At 57.4% G+C, this 18517-nt stretch carries 20 protein-coding genes; 13 read left to right on the forward strand and 7 right to left on the reverse strand.

Going from position 1 to position 18517, the window contains the following annotated elements; all coding sequences use genetic code 11:
• Window positions 1-98: 98 nt before the first annotated feature.
• The 10 genes from BUA38_RS17300 to BUA38_RS17345 all read left to right on the forward strand — a co-directional run bounded on the left by BUA38_RS17300 (window position 99) and on the right by BUA38_RS17345 (window position 10802).
• Window positions 99-1088, forward strand: coding sequence for an ABC transporter substrate-binding protein (locus BUA38_RS17300; RefSeq protein ID WP_072819549.1), 990 nt, complete (start codon window positions 99-101; stop codon window positions 1086-1088).
• A 251-nt stretch (window positions 1089-1339) separates the two neighbouring features.
• Window positions 1340-2353, forward strand: a complete 1014-nt coding sequence (locus tag BUA38_RS17305; RefSeq protein ID WP_072819551.1) for an ABC transporter substrate-binding protein — start codon at window positions 1340-1342, stop codon at window positions 2351-2353.
• A complete protein-coding gene (locus BUA38_RS17310) occupies window positions 2350-3339 on the forward strand; it encodes an ABC transporter substrate-binding protein (protein ID WP_072819552.1) in 990 nt (329 codons plus the stop codon). The genes BUA38_RS17305 and BUA38_RS17310 overlap by 4 nt, the downstream gene beginning before the upstream one ends.
• A gap of 190 nt (window positions 3340-3529) precedes the next feature.
• Complete coding sequence (locus BUA38_RS17315) at window positions 3530-4969, forward strand: IS1182 family transposase (RefSeq protein ID WP_072819554.1); 1440 nt, start codon at window positions 3530-3532, stop codon at window positions 4967-4969.
• A gap of 219 nt (window positions 4970-5188) precedes the next feature.
• The gene (locus tag BUA38_RS17320; RefSeq protein ID WP_072819555.1) at window positions 5189-5581 is read left to right on the forward strand and encodes a cupin domain-containing protein; all 393 of its coding nucleotides are present in this window, start codon (window positions 5189-5191) and stop codon (window positions 5579-5581) included.
• Between the two features lie 106 nt (window positions 5582-5687).
• Window positions 5688-6914: an ABC transporter substrate-binding protein gene (locus BUA38_RS17325; RefSeq protein WP_072819557.1), complete on the forward strand. Its 1227-nt coding sequence runs from the start codon at window positions 5688-5690 to the stop codon at window positions 6912-6914.
• 310 nt (window positions 6915-7224) lie between these two features.
• Window positions 7225-8211 (forward strand): ABC transporter substrate-binding protein, encoded by a 987-nt coding sequence (locus tag BUA38_RS17330; RefSeq protein ID WP_072819559.1) that lies wholly within the window; start codon window positions 7225-7227, stop codon window positions 8209-8211.
• The gene (locus BUA38_RS17335) at window positions 8208-9191 is read left to right on the forward strand and encodes an ABC transporter substrate-binding protein (RefSeq protein WP_072819561.1); all 984 of its coding nucleotides are present in this window, start codon (window positions 8208-8210) and stop codon (window positions 9189-9191) included. The genes BUA38_RS17330 and BUA38_RS17335 overlap by 4 nt, the downstream gene beginning before the upstream one ends.
• Before the next feature lie 80 nt (window positions 9192-9271).
• The gene (locus BUA38_RS17340; RefSeq protein WP_072819563.1) at window positions 9272-9775 is read left to right on the forward strand and encodes a hypothetical protein; all 504 of its coding nucleotides are present in this window, start codon (window positions 9272-9274) and stop codon (window positions 9773-9775) included.
• 34 nt (window positions 9776-9809) lie between these two features.
• Window positions 9810-10802 (forward strand): ABC transporter substrate-binding protein, encoded by a 993-nt coding sequence (locus BUA38_RS17345; protein ID WP_072819565.1) that lies wholly within the window; start codon window positions 9810-9812, stop codon window positions 10800-10802.
• An 88-nt stretch (window positions 10803-10890) separates the two neighbouring features.
• Here the strand turns inward: BUA38_RS17345 and BUA38_RS17350 are convergent, their stop codons facing one another.
• From BUA38_RS17350 to BUA38_RS17375, 5 genes are all read right to left on the reverse strand, one after another.
• Window positions 10891-11121, reverse strand: coding sequence for a hypothetical protein (locus BUA38_RS17350; protein WP_072819566.1), 231 nt, complete (start codon window positions 11119-11121; stop codon window positions 10891-10893).
• A gap of 29 nt (window positions 11122-11150) precedes the next feature.
• Window positions 11151-11429 carry a hypothetical protein gene (locus BUA38_RS17355; RefSeq protein WP_072826190.1) on the reverse strand — a complete coding sequence of 93 codons (279 nt, stop codon included), beginning with the start codon at window positions 11427-11429 and terminating at the stop codon, window positions 11151-11153.
• A gap of 195 nt (window positions 11430-11624) precedes the next feature.
• Complete coding sequence (locus BUA38_RS17360; RefSeq protein ID WP_072819568.1) at window positions 11625-11906, reverse strand: recombinase family protein; 282 nt, start codon at window positions 11904-11906, stop codon at window positions 11625-11627.
• Window positions 11907-12326: 420 nt separating this feature from the next.
• Window positions 12327-12719, reverse strand: a complete 393-nt coding sequence (locus BUA38_RS17370; protein ID WP_072819570.1) for a hypothetical protein — start codon at window positions 12717-12719, stop codon at window positions 12327-12329.
• Between the two features lie 385 nt (window positions 12720-13104).
• Complete coding sequence (locus BUA38_RS17375) at window positions 13105-13854, reverse strand: SDR family NAD(P)-dependent oxidoreductase (RefSeq protein WP_072819572.1); 750 nt, start codon at window positions 13852-13854, stop codon at window positions 13105-13107.
• A gap of 103 nt (window positions 13855-13957) precedes the next feature.
• Between BUA38_RS17375 and BUA38_RS17380 the strand changes: the two genes are divergently transcribed.
• Window positions 13958-14323 carry a winged helix-turn-helix transcriptional regulator gene (locus tag BUA38_RS17380; protein WP_072826191.1) on the forward strand — a complete coding sequence of 122 codons (366 nt, stop codon included), beginning with the start codon at window positions 13958-13960 and terminating at the stop codon, window positions 14321-14323.
• A gap of 111 nt (window positions 14324-14434) precedes the next feature.
• Here the strand turns inward: BUA38_RS17380 and BUA38_RS17385 are convergent, their stop codons facing one another.
• Window positions 14435-14719: a helix-turn-helix domain-containing protein gene (locus tag BUA38_RS17385; RefSeq protein WP_072819574.1), complete on the reverse strand. Its 285-nt coding sequence runs from the start codon at window positions 14717-14719 to the stop codon at window positions 14435-14437.
• A 499-nt stretch (window positions 14720-15218) separates the two neighbouring features.
• Here BUA38_RS17385 and BUA38_RS17390 point away from each other — a divergent pair, with 499 nt between their 5' ends.
• Together BUA38_RS17390 and BUA38_RS17395 are read left to right on the forward strand one after the other, a co-directional pair.
• A complete protein-coding gene (locus BUA38_RS17390; RefSeq protein WP_072819575.1) occupies window positions 15219-15875 on the forward strand; it encodes a response regulator in 657 nt (218 codons plus the stop codon).
• Between the two features lie 2 nt (window positions 15876-15877).
• Window positions 15878-17212 carry a histidine kinase dimerization/phospho-acceptor domain-containing protein gene (locus BUA38_RS17395; RefSeq protein ID WP_156898553.1) on the forward strand — a complete coding sequence of 445 codons (1335 nt, stop codon included), beginning with the start codon at window positions 15878-15880 and terminating at the stop codon, window positions 17210-17212.
• A 134-nt stretch (window positions 17213-17346) separates the two neighbouring features.
• Here BUA38_RS17395 and BUA38_RS17400 read toward each other — a convergent pair whose 3' ends face one another.
• Complete coding sequence (locus BUA38_RS17400) at window positions 17347-17604, reverse strand: metal-sensing transcriptional repressor (RefSeq protein ID WP_072819578.1); 258 nt, start codon at window positions 17602-17604, stop codon at window positions 17347-17349.
• Window positions 17605-18517: the final 913 nt, after the last annotated feature.

An 18517-nucleotide genomic window follows, 5' to 3' on the forward strand; every position in this document is an offset into this window, starting at 1 on the left:
CCCTGAAGCGACATAAGCAAGCGGATCTTGGTGCAACGCACAGGCGCCCTTGCGCCCTATGATGTGCTAGACTGTGGACCTTCGTCCGAGGCCACCTTATGCGACGGCGCGAATTCATTACCCTGCTTGGCGGCGCGGCTGCATGGCCGCTTCCGGCGCGCGCGCAGCGGCCTGACCAACTACGCCGCGTCGGCGTCCTCATGGGTTTAGCCGAAGACGATCCTGACTCGAAGGCGCGTCTGGGGGCATTCCGGCAGGGACTAGAGAAGCTCGGTTGGTCCGAGGGCCGTAATATCCACCTCGAAGTCCGCTTTGCACTCCCTGCCGATGAGCAGCGAGCACAGATGCTGGCGAAGGAGCTACTCGCGGTCAGTCCCGATGTGGTCGTGGCGCAGACTACAGCACTTACTGCCGCTTTCCGACGAGAGAGCCGAAATGTTCCGATTGTATTCATCGCTGTTGGCGACCCGATCGGCGCGGGCTTCATCGCCAACCTGGCGCGGCCGGGCAGCAATCTTACGGGCCTGACCCTGTATGACGGCAGTGTCGCCGGAAAGTGGCTGGAAATGCTGAAGGAGATCGACCCGCGCGTCACGCGCGCCGCTTTCATCATCAACCCAAAGACCAGCTCCTTTCCGCTTCTTGCGCGTGAAACCGAAACCATGGCCCAGTCGCTGGCGATCGAGTTGACCTTGAGCACCATCGAGAACGCTGGTGACATTGCGCGCGTCATTGAGTCCTTCGCCAGTTTACCAAACGGCGGCCTGGCCTTTCCGCCGAATGCGACCACCACTGCTAATCGTGACCTCGTCGTCGCGCTGGCGGCGAGGTACCGTTTGCCTGCCGTGTATGCATGGCGCGAGTTCGTCACGGCTGGCGGCCTCTTGTCCTACGGAACCAACTTCGTAGAGCTATTCCGGCAAGCAGCGCCCTACGTTGATCGCATTTTGCGCGGCAGCTTGCCCGCGGAGCTTCCGGTGCAGACGCCGACCAGGTACGAAATGGTCCTGAATCTCAAGACTGCGAAGGCGCTCGACTTGAACGTGCCCGCCGGCCTATTGGCGGCCGTTGACGAGGTCATTGAGTAGGGCCGGGTTCTATAGTGCAATTGCTGCACCTGCTCGCGGCAGGAAGTGGCACGAAACGGACCAGCGAGGTCGGTGCGTCAATGTCCGTTGATCGGGGTAGACCGGAAGTGGCAAGCCCAAGGTCAGAACGACGCGATTGGACCCGCTTCGGACATCGGTGACCGCCAAAGATATTTCACCAGACCGCTCCCCACACCTACCAGATATCGAAAGTAGAGCGCACACTGCCACATCTGATCCGAGGGGCGGTCATGAAGCGGCGCCAGTTCATCACACTCATCAGCGGCGCGGCAACGGCTTGGCCGGTTGCGGCGCGGGCACAGCAGCAGCCGACGCCCCTGAAGCCGATGATCTTAAAGCCAATGCCGGTAGTCGGGTATCTATTCGCTGGTTCGCCTGAACAGAGCACCAATCTCCTGTCGGCATTTCGCAAAGGTCTGAACGAAGCAGGGTATATCGAGGGCCAAAACGTAACTATCGAATATCGCTGGGCGCACGCCGACGACAGCCGACTGCCGGAATTAGTGGCCGACCTGGTTCGCCAACGAGTGACTGTCATTGTGACCCCGGGCAGCACGCCCGCGGCACTCGCCGCCAAAACAGCGACCACGACAATACCAATCGTATTCGGGATCGGCTTAGATCCGGTCCGAGTTGGTCTTGTTGATAGTCTCAACCGACCAGGCGGCAATGTTACAGGGGTCAGCTACATCCAGACGGAACTTACGGAAAAGCGGCTTGGTCTGTTGCATGAACTGTTACCGAAGGCCGCGCGATTTGCTGTACTTGTCAACTCAAGCAATCCGAGTACTGAGCCGGTGGCCAAAGAAGCCCAGGCCGGAGCCGTTGTCATCGGAGGGCAAGTTGAAGTTTTCACGACCGCCACCAATCGCGACATTGATGCCATCTTCGCAAGGCTTGCAGAGAACCCTGCTGACGCACTTCTAGTTAACGCTGATCCCTTGTTCTTCACGCGTCGGGTACAACTCGTTGCGTTGGCGGCGCGTCATGCACTGCCCACAATGTATCCAAATCGCGAGTATGTCGAAATTGGCGGGCTTATGAGCTACGGACCGAAACTTACGGACCAGTTTGGCCAAGTTGGCGTCTACGTTGGTCGTATTCTCAAGGGCGAGAAGCCCGCCGACCTGCCAGTCATGCTACCGACCGACCTCGAGTTTGTCATCAACCTCCAAACAGCCAAGGTAATTGGCCTGACTGTGCCGCCTAACTTGCTTGCCCGAGCCGACGAGGTGATCGAATGAGGCGGCGGGAGTTTATCACGCTTGTCGGCGGCGCGGCTGCATTGCCGCTCGCGGCGCAGGCGCAGGCGCAGCAACAGCCGATGCCGGTGATAGGGTTTCTTCACCTTACATCGCTCGAATCCTCGCGTGAAAAACTCGCCTCTTTTCGTCGAGGGCTAGGTGAAATCGGTTACATCGAGGACAGGAATGTGGCGATCGAATACCGGTGGGCGCAAGGTGATAACGGTCGGCTGCCAACGCTGGTCGCCGAACTGGTTAGCCGCCAGGTATCCGTGATCGTTACACTGGAGAGCACAAAGGGTGCGTTAGCAGCCAAAGCGGCGACCCAAACCATCCCGATCGTTTTTTTGCAGGCCGCCGATCCGGTACAGATTGGCCTCGTCGACAGTTTCAGCCGACCTATCGGAAATGTCACTGGAATCAATCTCATGGTTGCCGAACAGGCTGGAAAGCGCCTTGAGCTGTTGCTCGAACTGGTGCCTACGGCCACATCGATCGCTTACCTCCGCGACCCGACCAACCCCGTTTTTGCCGAGAGCGAACTGAAAGTTTTGCAGGCTGCAGTGCGTGATCATGCACTTCGCCTCCTGGTCGTGAATGCAAGTCGCCCAAGCGAGTTCGAGACGGCATTTGCGGACCTTGTTCAGCAGCGGGCTGACGCTGTCGTGGTGAGTAGCGCTGTTTCTCTTCTTACCAATCCCGATCAAATCGTCGCGCTCGCATCCCGCCATGCTATGCCAGCGATTTACGCGTGGCGCCCCTCGATGACAGTCGGTGGTCTTATCAGCTATGGAACGAATCTTCCTGATGCTTGGCGGCAAGCGGGTGTCTACACCGGCCGGATTCTCAAGGGCGAAAAGCCCACCAATTTGCCGGTCTTGCAACCGACGAAGTTTGAACTCATTATAAATCTCAAAACCGCCAAAGCACTCGGACTTACGGTCCCACCGGCTCTACAAGTAGCTGCCGATGAGGTGATCGAATAGCGACGCTGTTTGTTGGGGTGCATGAGTCCCTCATTGGCACAAAACCGACATGTCGTTGCAGTCGCCGCATGTCGGCTGTTGGGGGATGAACGGACGTCGATCAGACGTCGCCTGAGGTCCGAGTTTGACCCTGGCTGTGTGAAAACGCAGCGCCGCTGTTATGATTCTCCAGTGATTCTTGGAGAAATCGATGAGGCGCTTCGTTGAGGAGGCGGATCGTGGGCAATGGACGCTGTTGCCCGGATGCCTTGATGATTTTATTGACGAGAGCAACCCGGTTCGTGTGATCGACGTGTTTGGCGACGCGCTCGACTTGGCCGAGATGAGTTTCGAAGGGGTAGAGCCGGCAGCAACTGGTCGGCCGTCGTACCATCCCTCGGTTCTCCTGAAGCTGTACATCTACGGCTATTTGAACCGGCTGCAGTCGAGCCGGCGGCTGGAACGAGAGGCCGGACGCAATGTGGAGGTCATGTGGTTGCTGGGTCGGCTCGCGCCTGATCACAAGACGATCGCGGACTTCCGCAAAGACAATGGTCTGGCGCTTCGCAAGGTATGTGCGCGCTTTGTCGAACTCTGCCGTGAAATGGGCCTTCTCGCGACGACGAGCGTTGCCATTGATGGCAGCAAGTTCAAGGCCGTGAACAACCGGGACAGGAACTTCACAAAAGCGAAGGTGGAGCGGCGACGCGCTCAGCTAGAGGAGAGCGTCGCGCGCTATCTGAGCCAACTCGACACCGCCGACAGGCAGGAGCCGACTGAAGCGCTGGCCGCGAAGGTGACAAGGCTCACCGAGAAACTGACGAAACTGAAGGAGGAAATGGGCAAGCTTGCGGTTTACGAGAAGCGGATCCTGGCTTCGCCTGACCAGCAAATCTCTCTGACCGATCCCGACAGCCGTTCGATGGCAACGAGCGGGCGTGGGTCTGGCGTTGTCGGCTACAATGTGCAGGTCGCGGTCGATACCGATCATCACCTGATTATCGCGCACGAGGTAACGAACGCCGGCTCGGACCGGGCACAACTCGCCAACATCGCGTCTCGTGCAAAGGATGTCCTCGGTGTCGAAAAATTAGAAGCCGTTGCTGATCGTGGCTACTACAGCAGCGAGGAAATCCTTGCCTGCGACAAGGCGGGAATTGCGGTGACGCTTCCCAAGCCGATGACATCAGGTCTTGAGGCACGGGGTCGCTTTGGCAAACAGGACTTTGTCTATCTCAGCGACGAGGATGCGTATCGCTGTCCGGCTGGCGAAAAGCTGATCTACCACTACACCAATGAGGAACACGGGCAGCAGCTACGGCGCTATTGGACTAACGCGTGCCGCGACTGTGCACTCAAAGCTAGCTGCACAACCGGCAAGGAGCGGCGGATTACGCGCTGGGAGCATGAGCATGTGCTGGAAGAAGTGCAGAGGCGCCTCGACAACAACCCCATGGCCATGCGGCAGCGGCGCGAGACAGTCGAACATCCGTTCGGCACGATGAAAGCCCGCATGGGGGCGACGCACTTCCTCACAAAAACGCTTCCAAAAGTAGCCGCCGAGATGGCCCTCTCGGTTCTCGCCTACAATCTGACCCGGGTAATGAACATCGTCGGGATCAAGCCGCTGATCGCCGCGATCGTGGCCTGAGACACCACTTGGGCCGACTGCCAGGGGCGACATCGCTAAGGCCGTTTTGACACGACCAAGACCCATTGCAGACCTTGTTAGGACACGCCAAGATTGGGCTTCCATCGGGCGGGCGGAGCTGAAACTGCATTTTGTAGATGACGCCGAGGTCAAGGGTGGGAAGACTGCGTTCGACCGCCTTTGCGTTTCGTTCCTAACAACAGCAGGCAAGAGGTACAAATGACCGTAACGCTCGCTTCAAACAGGATCGTGAATCCGCCAGAGCTCGCTTCACACTTCATCGCGGTCAACGATATGCCTTGGTCTCAGACCGATTTTCCCGGCATTGTTATGAAAGTTCTGTATTCCGACAAGGCTTCCGGCGCTGCAACGATTATGTTCAAGATGGACCCGGGATCCGTCGTGCCGCTGCACGAACATACGGCTTTGGAGCAGACATATATGTTGTCCGGCAGTCTGAAGGACGACGAAGGCGAAGTCGGACCCGGCGAATACGTTTGGCGTCCGGGTGGCAACAGGCACATCGCTCATGCCCCCAACGGCGCTGTCTTCATCTCGTTCTTCCTTAAGCCGAACAAGTTCGACCAAGGCTCTAAGTTTTTCACCGAGTGATTGCCAGTCCCCGCGGTTGAGAGTTTCCTCTGGTTGTGACGTGCGGGAAATAAGCCGACTTCGTCCAATGATGAGCCGCTGAGGACACCGATAAAAGGGACGAAAAATGAAACGAAGCGCGAGTGCTATCGCCGTGGCCGCAGTCCTTGGTGCCGTTGGTGTGACAGGCGCGCTGGCGCAGTCCTCCGACCAAAGTCCCGTGCGGATTGGCGTCTTGGAAGACATGACGGGACCACTGTCCAGCATCGGAGGGCCTGGAAACGTCGTAGCGGCCCAGATGGCGGTCGAGGATTTTGGCGGCACGGTGCTCGGTCGAAAGATCGAGATCGTTTCTGGCGACGATCAGAACAAACCTGACGTCGGGCTCGGCATCGTCCGCCGTTGGTTCGACGTCGAAAACGTCAGCATGGTAACGGGCCTCGGCAATTCGGGCGTAGCCCTCGCAATCCAAAATCTGGCTCGAGAACGCAAGCGCATAGACATCGTCATCGGTGCTGCCGCTCAAGAACTTTCGACAAAACAGTGCTCGCCGACGGGTTTCCAATGGAACTGGGACGCGCATGCCGTCGCATCGACGGTCGTGAACGGTCTTATGGACGCGACGCAGGCGAAATCTTGGTATTTCCTCACAGTCGACTACGCCTTCGGCCATTCCGTCGAACGCGAGGCTACCGCGATCATCAAGGATCGAGATGGTAAGGTAGCCGGTTCTGCTCGGCATCCACTGGGAACCGCGGACTTCGCTTCCTTCATGCTGCAAGCGCAGGCCTCGAAGGCGGACGTCGTCGCGCTGGCCAACGTCAGCGCTGATCTCGTGAATTCGGTGAAGGCGTCCAGGGAGTTCGGGATCGTCGCTGGTGGCCAGAAGCTCGCAGCATTCATCCTGCAGCAGGCCGAGGTTTCCGGACTCGGTCTCGACGTGGCCAAGGGATTGGTTACGACCTCAGCATTTTTCTATGGAATGAGCGACGAAACACGTGCATTCGGCGATCGCTTCGCGTCCCGCTTCAACGGACGACTGCCGGGCACGAACCAGGCCGGAGTTTATTCTGCGGTGCTGCATTACCTCAAAGCCATGCAAGCGGCGGGGACCGATTCGGGCGAGACGGTTGCGATCGCGATGCGGCGTATGCCCGTGACCGATTTCGTGAATAAAGAGGCGCACATTCGTGCCGACGGTCGTTTGCTCCGCGATCTATTTCTCGTCCAGGTAAAGTCCCCCGAAGAGTCTAAATTCCAGGGCGATTTTTATAAAGTGCTGGCGAAAGTCGGTCCCGAAAAGGCATTCGCGAAGATAAGTGATGACTGCGTTATCCCGAAGTCAGCGGAATGAAGCGTCACTAGGACGCGTTCCAACGACGGCAGGTCGCAGCGTTTTGTACAACGGCTGTGTCAATGAAATCGAACAAATCGCGGACGCCTCAGTGGCGGACCTATGGCGGCTTGTGGCACGAAGCGTTTGCCCTGATCAGGGTCCGCTGCTGGGGGGACAAACGGACGTGGACCCTTCGCTTTTCGAAGACTCACTTTGATCCGAAGGGGACATCGTCGACCACGAAAGATACTTCGCGGGACCGTCCCCAACGCCTATCGGATATCGAAAGTAGAGCGCACACTGCCGTCGTCTTGTCGGAGGGGCGGCCATGAAGCGGCGCGAGTTCATAACACTCATCAGCGGCGCGGCAACGGCTTGGCCGTTCGCTGCTTACGCAGAACAATCTACCCGCATTCGGAAGGTCGCTGTCATCTTGGGGGTTGCCGACGATACGGAGGGCCATGCCCGGTTAGGTGCCCTCAAGCAAGGCATGGAGACCCTAGGGTGGTTCGAGGGCCGGAATGCCCATTTCGATGTCCGGTACACTGCCGCCAACCCCGAAATTATACGTAGCGCAACTTCGGAAATCATGGGTCGTGCCCCTGATGTCATCGTCGCAAATACCAACAAGGTTGTCATAGCGCTTAAACAACAAACCCGCGCGCTTCCAATCGTATTCGTGCAGGTTATTGATCCCGTTACCGCGGGACTTGTTGAAAGCCTCTCGGCTCCTGGAGGAAATGTCACGGGGTTCATGAGTGCCGACTTCTCTCTCTCCGCCAAATCCGTCGAGACGCTCAAGGAGATTGCGCCCCAAGTGACACGTCTTGCCATGTTGCGCGACTCCACCGATCCCCAATCGATTGGTCAGGCAGCGTCCGTCCAAATGGCCGCGACCTCGCTTGGCATGGAACTCACCTCGATTGAAATCGGTGATGCTGACACAATTTCACGAGGGATCGATTTGTTTGCACGGCGGCAGAATGGAGGCCTCGTTGTCACCGCGACGCCGCTTTCGACGGTTCATCTTGAAACGATTATTGCAGCGGCGGCTAGAAATAAGCTGCCCGCAATCTATCCCTATCGGTATTTTGCGAACCGAGGTGGCCTAATTTCCTACGGGGCGGATAATCTCGATCTTTGGCGGCGAGCCGCCACCTATGTGGACCGCATTCTAAAAGGTGCAAATCCTTCTGAATTGCCGGTCCAACAGCCGACGAAGTTTGCCCTCATCATCAATCTCAAAACGGCCAAGGCACTTGACCTCAAGCCGGAACCCACCCTTCTCGCCCGCGCCGACGAGGTGATCGAATGAGGCGGCGGGAGTTTATCACGCTTGTCGGCGGCGCGGCTGCATTGCCGCTCGCGGCGCAGGCGCAGCAACCTGAACATCCGACCCGGATCGGCTTGCTGCCGTTGGGCTTCCCGTCAAACTCATACGATCAGTCGCTCGTTGAAGCTCTGCGCCAGGGTATGCGCAAGGTCGGATTGATTGAAAATCGCAATGTGACGATAGACATCGTGTGGGTCAGCAAGGAGACCGATTTCCCTGACGCCGTTAGGGAGTTGGTGCAGCGGGGCGCGAAACTTTTGGTAACGGCGGGTTCAAGCGCGTCGGCGGCAGCGAGGCAGTACACTTCGACGATCCCGATCATTTTTGTTTCGGTCGGCAACCCTGTCGGCATCGGACTTGTTCAAGGACTGTCACGCCCAGGTGGCAACGCAACCGGTCTTACTGATGTACTTGGAGACTTAAGCAGCAAGTATGTGGACTTCGCCTTGCAGTTGGGTAAGCCGCAAACTCCAGCCTATTATCTTTGGTATACTGAATGGCCGGATAGGCAACGACGGCTTCAAGCGACCGAGCGAGCAACCCAATCGGTTGGCGCAAAGCTTCAATCAAGGGGGATTCGCGACCTTGACGAAGCAAACGATGTTCTGGCTTCGATGAAGAACGACGGTGCGCGGGTGATCCTCATACAACCCAGTCCGTTCACATATCGTCATCGAAATCAAATCATCGATTCTGCAATGAACCATGGCCTTGGGACGATATTTTCGTGGTCATTTGCATCGCGAGAGGGCGCGTTGATCGCGTATGGTCCCGATTTCCCCTATATGTATCGTCGTGTCGGCGCCTACGTCGAGCAAATCCTCGCAGGTGTAAAGCCCGCAGACCTGCCCGTCGAGGAACCAACCAAGTTTGAGTTGGTCATCAATCTCCATACCGCGAGAGCACTCGGTCTCGCGATTCCACCGACATTACTTGCCCTCGCCAACGATGTGATCGAATGAAGCGGCGGGAGTTAGGGACAAGCTGCCATGCTGGGTTCGGCATGTGATCACCGCAATCCCACTCAGAACGGGAGGATAAATTGCAGAAGAAAATGTCGGTCGCAATTGTTGCGGCTGCGATTTTGGAGCTCGCTTTTTCTACCGCTAGCATTGCGAAAGGGGATGAAGTTTTGAAGTTCCGCATAGTCACTCATGCAACCTCTGTTCAAGCTCAGGATGTCGGCGACGTTGATGGACATGCTCTGGGTTTGGCCCGTCAAAGCGGTCTCGCGTTTTTTCCCGACGGATCGGTCGGCACCACATACTTCACAGCGACAAACGACTTTACTAAGGGTGCAGGGACGTATCTTACTTATTACAACCTCACTTTAAAGGACGGTTCGGTTCTTTGGTTCAAAGCGAACGGGACAGCCCAACCTGACGGCACAACAACTATTTTTCCTGAGACCGCAGTCAGCGTTCTGCGCGGAACAGGTCGCTTCGAAGGAGCCAAGGGCGATGGCACCTTATCGGGCATGCGCATATCGCCGCTTGCAGTCGGCGCAGACCTGTATGTGGATGTTATCGTCAACCTGAGAAAATGAATCGGCACAGCCAATCGGGTTTTCGGGGGCGAGCATGAAGCGGCGGGAGTTCATCACGCTTGTCGGTGGTGCTGCAACAATTTGGCCGCTTGCGACGCGAGCGCAGCAGGCCGGTCCTGTGCGGCGGATCGGCATCTTGATGGGAGGCGCTGAGAGCGACAAAGAAGGGCAGTCGTCGGTCGCGGCGTTTCGGGAGGGGCTTCGGAAGCTCGGGTGGATGGAGGGCCGCAACAGCGAGATCGACATTCGCTGGGCGGCAGCTGATGTCGAGTTGATGAAACGATTCGCGAAGGAACTTGTCGCGCTTCAACCGGACCTCATTCTTACGAGCACTACTCCCGCTGCCGCAGCCATGCTCCAACAGACGCGTACCATCTCTGTTATTTTCGTACTCGTTGCCGATCCTGTTGGTAGCGGTTTCGTGACGAGCTTGCCGAGGCCAGGCGGTAACGCGACTGGCTTCACCCCAATCGTGAGCTCACTGGGTGGCAAATGGGTAGAGTTGCTCAAGGAGATTGCGCCGCGCGTTGCCCGGATCACGTTAGTGTTCAATCGGCCAACGGCGACGTTCGTCGACGGTTATTTGCCTACATTCAAGACCGCCGCTGCCTCCCTCGGCGCGGAAACGATAGTTGCCCCTTTTAACGACATGCCGACACTCGAATCTCTCCTTACCACGGAGGCGCGGGAGCCCAATAGTGGCCTCGTCGTAATACCGGATGCCTTCACTCAACAACATCGCGCGGAAATTACTGCGCTAGCTGCTCGCTTCCATCTCCCGGCGGTTTATTGGTCTCGTTCATTTGCTGAAGCCGGAGGCTTGATTTCCTACGGCCCTTATCTCATCGATGAGTATCAACGTGCGGCGTCGTACGCGGACCGCATTCTCAAGGGCGCGAAACCAAGCGAGCTTCCCGTCCAAGCTCCGGTCAAGTTCGAGATGGTGGTAAACCTCAAGACCGCCAAGGCACTCGGGCTTGATGTACCGCCGTCGCTGCTGGCCGCCGCCAATGAGGTGATCGAATGAGGCAGCCCGAGTTCATCACGCTGGTGGGCAGAGCAGCTTGATGCCGCTGCCATGTCGACCTTTGCATTCCCCCGCCACCCCTTTAAATTCACGCGGCGTGTCCCTTGTCTGAAGGTTCCTTGACGGTGGTCACGGTTTCTTCCACGCCCTTTTCGTAATTGCCCGCGAGCCTCTCGATACCGTCCGCCCACATCCTCAGCATTGAAACTTGAAAGTGCATAATTGGCTTCAAAGCATTCATGCCGATTGCCGTCGCCGCGGTGATGCGCGTTTGTTGGTCGCGTGCGAAACCATTTGCGTTGAGGTTCTTGTCTGCCATGCTGTTCGCTCCGTCTCTGATGTTACGGCCTAAAACTGATGGGTTATGCGTGCATCTAAGCATTCGGCCAAAGCTCGGCCTGCCGCGAGTCGCGCACCTCGGTCGTCATGCAATTCGTCCAGTTTTTTCAAGTAAGCGACTGCCGCGATCTGCAAGTTATCGAAATCATACTCGCCGGTGTCACGAAGATCGTTGACGTAGCGATAGAGCGCGGAACGCCGGTTATCGTTTTCGCTAATACCGTTGTGAAGCAGCAAGTAGTTCCGCCAAGCGAACGCGCACGCGCCTTTTGTAACTTGATAAGTCATGGGCATCTCCTTAAGCCAAAGAAAGACTGGCGAGCTACTTCGTTCCGTCGATTTCTGAGATGTAATGCTGTTCCCGTAGCTGCGCCGCAAATTGTGGGCGGTCGATGTCGGTGCTGTCGGCGACGTCCGCAACGCAATCGGTTAGTGCGGTTGACTGTTCCCTAGGGAACAACGCCTAGCTCGCGAACGGGTTTGTCACTTTTCGAGAGAGCGACCTTCTGCAATCCGCTTTTGAACGCGAATTGCAGTTGCTGCGTGCCATTTTCCGCCGGTTGGCGTAGCTATCTTGCGCTCATTCAGTACCGGGGCGATAGCGCGCGCGGATCGGCCCGTGAGTTCGGTGAAGATCGGACGCAACTGCTCTGCGCGTTCCTTGGCCTCGTCGCGGTTCTGGATGCCCTTGGCCTTCAGTCCGCCCAGCTTGACGCCCTGAGCCTTCTTGGCAGCGAGCGCGTCCCGGGTGCGTCGGGAGATCATCACCCGCTTTTTTCAGCCAATGCGGCGTAGAGATGCAGCATAAACGGGTCAGAGTCAGCGCCCAGTTCTGCGACGATGAACGGCGTCTTGTGGGACATCAGCCCGCTAATGAAGTGGAATTGCCCCGTTCGAAATCGACCCGGTCACTCTTTCGGGCACCATAGGTTATTGTGCAATGCCATCCCGGTTAGGATGGAATCGTATTCGTTGCTTCAAAGGTTGCAGCGGGTGCAACATCAAGAATACCGAGAGAGTTATTAAGAAATCGAAGCCCATCGTTGGCGGCTAATGCGCTAGGCCGGGACTATCGGCGTGCCGCTGTTGAGCAGGTTTGCGACGGCGGTGACAAGTTGAGCCGGGGCGAACGGCTTCTCCAGCATGACGCTGTTGGGAACGCCCTTGGAGGACCATTCTGCTGCGTTAGCGCCGCTTTAGCCGCGGCCCTGAACTATCGGGATTCGCGAAGTACGGCTCTTCCCTACGAGTGTCGGCATTAAAGCACCCGACGCGAGCTACCCGCCAGAGAGAGGCAAGTTCGGCAAACAACCCTGCAAACTGATCGTGGGTTTCTTGCGTTAAGCCCGGCTCGACGGCCTCGCAGAGCCCGCAGGAAAACGCAGAAACGATATCGGCGAGAAGGCTGCCTAGCCTGCGTTCGATCCGATATGTATCAACGTTGCACACCGCACCCTTCAGACCGGGAAAGCCCTTGGCCACTTCGTGACTGGCGACAGCTATTGCCGCGATTTGCAGGGGAGCCTTATGGAAGTCACTTGAGGTGACGGCCAGCCATTCGCCGGCATAGTTAGACACATTGCACACCCGACCCGCAACGGCTCGGGGACACAGGTCCGGCACACTTGTAGTGCCAGTACTTCGTGGCGCCGTGGCGCAGGGAGATGCGCATCACGGCATAGGAATGCGAGCATGATTCAGCCGTCCATTCATAAACGCGGTATAGAATCGAGCCGCATGGTTGTGTGGGGGGCGTTGTTCGACATGCGCGATTTGGCCCAAATGCTCGCGCACGTTCACGACGCGGCGATGGAGGCGGCGAAGGTCCGGAGACGCCACGCTCGGAGGGGCGCCCACGCAGCAGGCCGCCTGCGATTGATTGTACAGGCCGCTACGTTTCCCTCACCGAGGTGCGCTTTGCTGCGGTTCGCGGCGTGGACCGGCAACACCGGGGGGCACGCTTTCAAACCTGAGCCATTCCGCCGTCCGCGAAAATCTCGCTTCCAGTCATGGACCTGCTGTCGTCTGAGGCCAGAAAGAGCGCTACGTCTGCGATATCGTCCGGGTCGGCGATCCGTCCGAGCGGAGACTGCTCGATCAGGCCAGCGATGATGGCGTCCTTCTGACCGGTTCTCGCCAAGCCGTCGAGCAGACCGGGCGTTGCGGTGGCGCCTGGCGACAGAACGTTCACGCGAATTCCCGTTCCCTTCAAGTCCAGCGCCCAACTGCGGGCGAGATTGCGGATTGCCGCTTTGCTCGCGCTGTAGATGCTGAAGGCCGCAGTTCCCATCGAACCCGTGGTCGATCCTGTAAGGATGATGGACCCTCCGTTCCGCATCAGCGGGAGTCCCTTCTGAACCGTAAATATCGTACCTTTGACATTCACGCCGAAGACCAGATCAAAGGCCGATACCGTGATCTTGCCGAGGGATTCCTGTGCACCCAATCCGGCGTTGGCGAATAGTATGTCAATGTGCCCATGATCCGACCGTACCTTTGCGAACAATCGGTCCAGGTCGTCGAGATTGGACACATCTCCTTGTATCGCTGTCACGCTGGCTCCGATCGCCTGGATCGCCTTGTTCAGTTCCTGCGGTCTGCGCCCGGTAATGTAGACATGAGCCCCCTCCGCGACGAACCGCTTTGCGCTTGCGAGGCCGATGCCACTATTCGCGCCGGTGATGACCGCGATCTTTCCTTCAAGTCTGCCCATGGCGCCCTCGATGAATGAATGACGATCGCTGAATTAGAGCCTTGCATTCTTTCTTACAAGTATGCACCTTTTGGTAAGTACCATACTGAGGGAGCGGATTGAGATGAAGAAGGGCGCCTTTACCTGTGGCCTGGACGCAGCCCTGTTTGTGCTCGGAGGCAAATGGAAGCCGTTGATCTTGTTCCATCTGGCCCACGGGACTCGTCGCTATGGCGAGTTAAGACGAGCCATCGGGAGGGTCAGCGACAAAGTCCTGATTCAGCAGCTCAAGGAATTACAGGCGGACGGAATCGTCGATCGTACCGATTTCGGAGAGATACCCCCGAAGGTCGAATATTCCCTAACGGCTTTCGGGAGAACCCTGGGAAAGGCGCTGGTTCCTCTTTGCGAGTGGGGAACCAGGAATTCGAGCGGTGTTGAAGCGATCATGGTACGCCGCAAAGCTCGCGAGCATCGACACGCAGCATAGAAGCGGACTCATATTGCGCCTCAACCGTTTCGCGATTTGGTCTCGCTGGGCAGTGCCTCTAGCAAATTTCGGCTGACCGCATCTGGCAAAGCGGACGTAGGCGGCCATGCGCTAGGTTCGCCTTGAGCGACGCCACAATCCCGGAGAGGAACCGACGGTCTGACTGAATGCGCGGGTAAGATGGCTCGGATCAAAAAAACCACAACAGCGGGCAATCTCGGCGAGAGTTTTATCGGAATTTAGTAACAAATCCTGAGCCCGTTCGATCCGCCGCTGAAGAAGCCAACGGTGTGGCGGGTAACCGGTCGACTGTCTAAAAGGAATGCTTTGACTAACGCCATTTGCAGAGGTCGCCAACCGAGGCGCCCTTAGCGCAGATCGGCCGGTCCCTTGCATTGGAGAGTTTCCAGATCGCGGTAGCGGCCCCTCCCACAGCCCAAGAGGGCCTCGCTATAAGCGGCTGAGGAGGGCCGCCGATCGGCGCGCTCGCCGTTATGCTTCTGGTCGAACGGACCATAAAGAGAAAAGGGACTGGCGCTCGCCGCGCTCGGCGGAGACGATAACCATAACAGCAAAACGAGAAAGATCACGGCGCTGCGCACGAGCGCCACACCTGCGGTTATTGCGGCGACGATCGAGGACAATACGGTATTAAAAACGTAGGCTGTCGATGACCGCTTACGCCACGTGAAGCCTCCGTCATCGTGTCTCGAAGATATGTCACGAGATATTGAGAGCTGCATCGATTTTCACTCCTCGTGCGCAGGCAGCCAAGAAAACCATCCGCGACCATGTTACGGTGCTTTCCTGACATGGACCTGAATTCTCTCCGACGTGGCGTTCAGGTTGGTGTCAGGTTTGCCTGCTCCTACCGCCTCATGGGAGCTTCGGGAAAATGCGAGTCTTGCTGGTAGAAGACGAGCCACATCTAGGAGCGGCGTTACAGGAGCATCTCCGCGCAGCTGGACACGCGGTCGATTGGTTCGAGTTGCTGGAACCAACAGAGCACGCAGTGCTGACTGTCTCCTACGATGCACTGCTGCTTGACCTGCACCTACCGGATGGGCGGGGTCTGGAATTTCTCCGCAGACTTCGACGCCGGGGTGATCCCCTACCGGTCATCATCCTTACGGCGCGCGACTTGGTTAGCGATCGTATCGAGGGGCTGAAAGCTGGTGCCGACGACTATATCGTTAAGCCCTTCGATCTCGACGAAGTGACCGCCCGACTCGATGCCGTTTCTCGAAGATATGTTGGTAGATTAACATCGGTCCTTCGGGTCGGCTCCGTCGAGCTGGAACACGAATCGAAAGCAGCGCGGGTGCACGGGCAGGCAGTCGAGCTGAGCGCCCGCGAATGGGCTGTTATTGACGTGCTGGCGCGTCGGCCACGTTCGATTGTCTCGAAAGAGCAAATCGAAGATGCGCTTTACGCTTTTGGTGAAGAGATCGAGAGCAACACGATAGAGGTCTATATCAGCCGCATTCGCCGCAAGCTCGGTCGTGATTTCATTCGCACGATACGCGGCCTTGGTTATCGCTTGGAGCACTAAACGTGGCACGCTGGAGCCTGGTATCACGGCTGATTTGGCTTTTGACATCGCTGATGGCCGGCCTTTGGCTGCTGGGCAGCGTCGCCGCCGGCGTGCTGACGGCATTTGAGATCAACGAGAGGCTCGATGATGCGATTGAAGAAGTCGCACAGCGACTCCTGCCTGCCACTGACGACGCGTTGACGCAGCCGGTTGCCATGCAACAGAGGGCTAAGCAACTAGTCGCCACAATGAATCCCAAGGCTTTAGCCTATCAGATTGTCGGGCCATCCGGGGAGATTGTGATGCGATCCGAAAACGCGCCGCAGCAAGCATTCTCGATCCCGCGCCAGAGAGGGTTTCATAGCACTCCGCAGTATCGCGTTTATGCTCAACCTGCTGCTGTTGATGGTTATTTCATCGAAGTTGCCGAACCTGCCATGCATCGATCCGAAGCTGTTTGGCGCGCGATCGCACTCAGCGCTGGACCTCTGTTACTGCTTCTACCGCTTTCCTGGCTTCTCATCCGATGGGCGGTGTTCCGCGGAATGCGCTCTTTGGATGAACTACGAAGCGAGATCGGCCGCCGCGGTAGCTCAAATCTGTCGCAGATCGCCGATATAGGGTTGCCCATCGAGCTATCTCAGATACTTGCCGCCGTGAACCGGCTCTTGACGAGGCTTGAGCTTGCGCTGGCGACCGAACGCCAGTTTGCGGCCAACAGCGCGCACGAGCTGCGGACCCCGATCGCCGCAGTTCTTGCCCAGATGCAAATATTGTCAACAGAACTTATCGGCACATCGCATACCGAACGTGCCGCGCTCATCGTAAGCCAAATTAAGAGGCTTGGAAGTCTTGCTGAAAAACTGCTGCAACTGTCGCGTACCGGCACGAGGGGCGGAATGCAGCTCGAGCGTATTGACCTTATGACGGTCCTACAAGTGCTGGTAGACGAGTTTCGATCTCGCAAAGACGTTGGAGACAGGCTCCTCGTAACCACCGCTTGCTCCGATGAAGATTTTATAGTTCAGGGAGAGTTAGATGTACTTGGTATCACCCTTCGCAATTTGATTGAGAACGCAGTTCTTTATGGCGCTCAAGACGAACCGATCGAGATGATTGTCGAACACGATCGAATTCGGCTGCTCAACGGCTGCAAGATTATTCCCGCCGAAACCTTAACAACCCTCAGAAAACCGTTCGTGCGGGCTTCATCAATAGGTGGAGGCGGCGGTCTCGGCCTCGCCATCGTAGACAACGTTATGAAACAGATTGGCGGCAGCTTGGCTTTGTTTTCCCCGATTGCAGGCCGCAGTAACGGCTTCGAGGCGATGCTGATCTTCCCCAAATTGAGCTGAACGCGATCCCCAGGTTGGCGCACGTCGATTGCTCCCACACGGCGCAGTTTGGCCATCAAAGCGACCTCATCGGCCAGCATCCTCCTGCCCCGGTTTTAAAAAAAAGTTTAGGCAGCGAGACGATCGTTCGTCCGTCATAGATATTTGGCAATCAGTTTGAATTCCTTAAGCGCACGGCCCGAAGAGCCGGTGGTCTTCAGTTCCAGACAATTCCCGATGTGATCATGAATCAAGGCTTTCTTGGCGCTCTCGATCGCGCTCTCGACGGCCTGCAATTGTTGAGCGATTTCCAGACATGGCCTGTCTTCTTCGATCATTTCGATGATGGTCTGAAGGTGGCCGTCGGCACGCTTAAGCCGTCTGACAATGGCGGGGTGATTCTCGTGGGGCATGTTTTCTCCTGTCCTCCCGCAAGCATAACACATCCCCCACCGAGGATAAAGAAAGTGGCTTTGGTATTCAGCGTCTGCGGGCCATCGGCGCGCGTTTTAGCTGCCGATGTATTGGCCGAGGATCGTTGCATAACACGCGTTATCTTATCCCCCAGGCAGGATCGGTCGTATCCTCCATGGGGGATATCTAAAATCGCTTGACACCGATTTTTGGCGGGCGTATCTGGCCGTCATTGCCTGGAGCCGATCGTTCCCGGCGAGGCGTTCGACCCGAACGTTCAACCCTAACGACGAGCGATCTCGAACAACAGATGGGCAGTGCCACCTTTGGCAGCGACGGTTCGACAGGTGTCGGTCTCGCGGTGCCGCAAGACATCAAAGATCAATCGCGCCGGCTCTCGCCGCGTGAGGGTGACGGTCGCGCCTAGCTGACCGTCTCGCTCGCTGGCCTGCCGCGCAAAGCGGACATGGAGGTGAGCGATGTTCACAAAACTCGCAAAATTCCGACGTCTTGGGCCGCGGCACATGGTGCCGCATTGGCTTGAGGTTGCGCATTCCAATGACAATCCGCGGGGTCGTCGCCGCCCCGCGGGCCAGTGTCGGTCTCCACAGCCGGTGCTGGCATGTCATTGGATCTTCGCCGACGACGGCCGACTGGAATGCCGCTGGGCAGTTGAGAGCTTCGACGAGACCTCCGCCGAAGAGCCCGGTGGCCGTCAAGCAAGGTGTTCACATGCCTCATCGTTCTCAGCGAAAGCAATTGGCCTCTCGCGCACTGGCTTTGGTTCTCGTTACGTCGCTCTTCTGCATCGCAATTTTCGCCGCGATTTATCAGGGAGCGCGGTGACGGCGAAAGAGCTGGGTACTGCCGAACGACGAGTGAGCAGCGTTGCTCGATTGCTGCCGACAGCGA

Origin of the sequence: Bradyrhizobium erythrophlei (assembly GCF_900142985.1) — a bacterium.
GTDB classification, from domain to species: Bacteria; Pseudomonadota; Alphaproteobacteria; order Rhizobiales; family Xanthobacteraceae; genus Bradyrhizobium; species Bradyrhizobium erythrophlei_B.